Source organism: Dietzia sp. DQ11-44, assembly GCF_014145205.1.
Taxonomy (GTDB): domain Bacteria; phylum Actinomycetota; class Actinomycetes; order Mycobacteriales; family Mycobacteriaceae; genus Dietzia; species Dietzia natronolimnaea.
Genome location: NZ_JAALEC010000112.1, coordinates 1 through 4,109 on the forward strand (window position 1 = coordinate 1; position 4,109 = coordinate 4,109).

The window sequence follows — 4,109 nt, forward strand, 5'->3', positions numbered from 1 at the left end:
GACCGCGCGGTTGGCGCGTCGGCGGGTCGGACTCGTGCTCGGCGGGGGGCCGCACGGGGAGGTGTCGATCTCCTCCGGGGGCGATGACGGCCACGGAGGGGTCCCGGGCGAACGCACGCTGTTCGAGATCGGGTCGATCACCAAGACGTTCACCGCGCTCCTGCTCGCGGACGGCGTGATCCGGGGGGACTGGAGCCTCGACACCCCTGTCCGGGAGCTACTCCCGGCCGGTGTGAAGGTCCCGGGTCGGGACGGGGTGGAGATCACGCTGCGACACCTCGCGACCCACACCTCCGGGCTCCCGCGGTCGCCCGTGCGTCTCGGGCTCCGGGAGAACATCGCGTATCAGCGCACCGGCGCCGACCCGTACGCGGCTCTGACCGAGGACGACGTGCTGCGGAGCCTGGGTGAGACGCGGCTGAAGCGCGTGCCGGGCGACGGCGGACCCGCGTACTCCAATCTCGGATTCGGCCTCCTCGGCACCGCGATGACCACGGCGACCGGTCTGGACTACGGCACCCTCGTACGAGACCGGGTCGGCGGTCCGCTCGGGTTGGTGGACACCGTGGTCGACGCCCACATGACCGCCGACCAGCGTCGGCGGATGGCGGTGGGATTCCGGAGCCGTCGTCGCCCCGCCGATCCCTGGCCCCTGGCCGGATTCGCGGGCGCGGGTGCACTGCGGTCCACGGCCTCGGACATGGTCCGGTTCCTCTCCGCACAGGTCGACCCGGGGAGCACCGGGCTCGGCGACGCCATCCGGCTCACCCATGCCACGCCACGGGGAGGGCCGGAGACGATGGGGCTCGGGTGGCACCGTGCGGGGGATCGGACCCTGTGGCACAACGGCGGGACAGGAGGATTCCGGTCCGTCGTCCTCGTCAGCCCCGCCACCGGCACCGTCGTCCTCGCCCTCGTCAACCAGAACCGGGGCGCGGACCTGACCGCGTTCCGACTGATGCGGCGGCTGGAGCGGTGACATCGGGACCGGTCGGGGCGCGGCGTGGCCATACTGGGTGACATGACGCAGACGTGGAAGACGATCGTGGACGCCGACCCCGGGCACTCGCGCCGGTACGCCAAGCGGTGGGACGACATGGTGGCCGAGGGCGTGGACATCGACGGCGAGGCGCGGCTGATCGATGCGATGGCGCCACGTGGCGCCCGCATCCTCGACGCGGGGTGCGGTCAGGGCCGCACGGGGGCCTACCTCCACCAGCGCGGGCACCGGGTCACCGGTGTGGACCTCGACCCCCACCTGGTCGAACGGGCGCGGGAGCTGTGCCCTGACGCCTCCTGGGAGGTCGCGGATCTCGCAGGGGAGGGCTGGGCGGCCGGACCGTTCGACCTGGCCGTCTCCGCCGGTAACGTCCTGGCGTTCGTCGACCCGGCCGACCGCGGCATCGTGCTGGCCAATCTCGCCGGACGTCTGGTGTCGGCGTCCGACGACGTCGAGGGACGAGACGGGCGGCTCGTGGTGGGGTTCGGTCTCGACCGCGGGTGGTCGCGCGAGGAGTTCGACGCCGACGCCCGCGAGGCGGGGCTGGAGGTGGAACAGCGGTGGTCGACCTGGGATCTCCGTCCGTTCGACGACGACAGCGGTTTCATGGTGGCCGTGCTGGTGCGCCGATAGCGCAGGGCCGGTCGCCCCGACCCCTCGCTGCGGCTCTCTCAGTGGTGGAAGTGAGATCCGGCGCCCCTACGCGGCATCGGTGAGTCGAGCTCGTCGAGGAACGACACCTCGCCGGCGAGATCTTTGACCAGGGCCGACGCCAGGTCGCGGCCGAGGCCGACGCGGACCACGATGCGAAGCACGGTCAGGTGCGACAGATCGTCGGCCAGGGGATAGGCGGGCACGAGCCAGCCCTTCATCCTGAGTCGATCCGACAGGTCGTAGAGGGTCCACATCGTCGTGTACCCCTCCTTGAGCCGCCAGGTGACGACCGGGATCGTGTCGCCACGGCTCACCAGCTCGAACGGACCGAGCCCCCCGATCTCCGTGGCCAGGAACTGCGCGACGTCGAGGGATCCCTGCTGGACCCGGCGGTAGCCCTCCCGGCCGAGCCGGAGGAACATGTAGTACTGCAGGAGGACCTGTGCCCCGGGTCGCGAGAAGTTCAGCGCCAGGGTCGGCATGTCGCCGCCGAGGTAGCTGCAGTGGAAGATCATGCTCTCCGGCAGGGCGTCCGTGTCCCGCCACACGATCCAGCCCACACCCGGGTAGACGAGACCGTACTTGTGGCCGGAGGTGTTGATGGACGCCACGCGCTCGATGCGGAAGTCCCACTCCAGGTCGGGCTGGCAGAACGGCGCCACCATGCCGCCGGACGCGGCGTCGACGTGGATCCTGACGTCGAGACCGGTGGCCTCCTCGATCTGGTCGAGCTTCCCGGCGATCGCGGCGACCGGCTCGTAGGCACCCGTGTAGGTGACTCCCATGATGGCGACCACCCCGATGGTGTTCTCGTCCACGTACTCCTCGAGATCGTGGCCGTCGAGCATCGGGTGCTCCGCCGAGATCGGCACCCAGCGTGGCTCGACCTCGAAGTAGTTGCAGAACTTCTCCCAGCAGACCTGCACGGCGGTCGAGAGAACGATGTTGGGGCGATCGGTTGACTCGTTCCGCGCCCTGCGTCCGGCCTGCCAGCGTCGCTTGAGCGCGAGCCCGCCCAGCATGCAGGCCTCCGACGAACCGATGGTCGAGGTGCCGATGGACTGCTCGACGTCGGGCGCGTTCCAGAGATCGGCGATCATCCTCCAGCACCGCTCCTCGATCGCCGCGGTCTGGGGGTACTCGTCCTTGTCGATCATGTTCTTGTCGACGGTCTCGGCGTACAGGCGCCGGGCCTCGTCGTCCATCCACGTGGAGACGAACGTCGCCAGGTTGAGCCGCGCGTTGCCGTCGAGCATCGCCTCGTCGTGCACGATCTGGTAGGCCGTCTCGGGAAGGGACTGGTCCCTCGGCAGTTCGAAGCGGGGCAGCTCGGTGGCCTCGCCCGGACGGACGAACACGGAGTTGAGGTCCAGTGACGCACCGCCCTCGTTGGTGGTGTGACGCGCAGTGGTGTGACGCGCTGTGGTGTGACGAGCGGTGGTGTGAGGGATCTCGGCCACTGTCTCTCCTCGGATCGGAACTCGTCCCGCGGTGACCCATCGGGTTTCAGAGTGTGCCACCGATCACAGGTGGTCGTCGTCGACTTCCCGGGTTGCGCCTGAACAGCGGTGATCACCACCGCGAACGGTAGCGGCCCCGCTCGGCCCGCGGTCACAGCACACTGTGCCCATGAGCGCGCAGAAGTGGACCGTGGACCGCCTGCCGGACCTGAGCGGCAAGACCGTCATGGTGACCGGCGGCACGAGCGGGATCGGCAAGGAGGTGGCGCGCGAGACAGCACGTCGCGGTGCCCACGTGGTGCTGCCCTCCCTCACCCGCGCCGAAGGCGAGTCGGCGGCGGCGGAGATCGGCGGTTCGACCGAGGTCCACCAACTCGACCTGAGCCGCCTCGACGCCGTGCGCGGCTTCGCGGCGGGATACACGGACCCGGTCGACGTGCTGCTGGACAACGCCGGACTGATGAGCAGGACCCGCAGGCAGACCCCTGACGGCCTCGAACTGCACCTGGGTGTCAACGTCCTCGGGCCGTTCCTGCTCACCGAGCTGTTGCTGCCGCGGATCAGGGAGCGGGTCGTGATCACGGCATCGATGGCCCACGCCAGGGGGCGGATCGACTTCGCCGACCCCCACTTCCGCCGGCGCCCGTACTCCATGGCGGCGGCGTACGCCCAGTCCAAACTCGCGTGCATGCTCTGGGGGCTCGACCTGCAGAACCGGCTCGACGCTGCCGGGTCGCCGGTGGACGTCCAGCTCGCGCACCCCGGGTTCGCCGCCACCTCGATCCTCGATCCGACGCCGTTCCCGCCGGTCAACGCGGTCCTCGACCTGCTCGGTCGACGGATCGTCCCCACCGCGTCAGACGGGGCGCGACCTCTCCTGTACGCCGCGACGGAGACGCTCCCGCCGGCCTCGTACATCGGCCCGACGGGGTGGCGTCAGATCGCCGGGGCGCCGGGACCCTGCGAGCGCTCCGCGCCCGCCGGCGATCCGGACC

At 70.4% G+C, this 4,109-nt stretch carries 4 protein-coding genes; 3 read left to right on the forward strand and 1 reads right to left on the reverse strand.

The window, feature by feature from the left end; all coding sequences use genetic code 11:
- Both G6018_RS03395 and G6018_RS03400 read left to right on the forward strand, forming a co-directional pair.
- Window positions 1-979, forward strand: a 979-nt coding sequence (locus tag G6018_RS03395; protein WP_182638722.1) for a serine hydrolase domain-containing protein, incomplete at its 5' end; no start/stop codon positions are given.
- Between the two features lie 42 nt (window positions 980-1,021).
- Window positions 1,022-1,633 (forward strand): class I SAM-dependent methyltransferase, encoded by a 612-nt coding sequence (locus G6018_RS03400; protein ID WP_182638724.1) that lies wholly within the window; start codon window positions 1,022-1,024, stop codon window positions 1,631-1,633.
- Window positions 1,634-1,671: 38 nt separating this feature from the next.
- Here G6018_RS03400 and G6018_RS03405 read toward each other — a convergent pair whose 3' ends face one another.
- Window positions 1,672-3,114 carry a glutamate decarboxylase gene (locus G6018_RS03405; RefSeq protein WP_182638726.1) on the reverse strand — a complete coding sequence of 481 codons (1,443 nt, stop codon included), beginning with the start codon at window positions 3,112-3,114 and terminating at the stop codon, window positions 1,672-1,674.
- A gap of 169 nt (window positions 3,115-3,283) precedes the next feature.
- On the opposite strand from G6018_RS03405, the gene G6018_RS03410 reads away from it, so the two are divergent.
- Window positions 3,284-4,109, forward strand: an 826-nt coding sequence (locus G6018_RS03410; RefSeq protein ID WP_182638728.1) for an SDR family NAD(P)-dependent oxidoreductase, incomplete at its 3' end; no start/stop codon positions are given.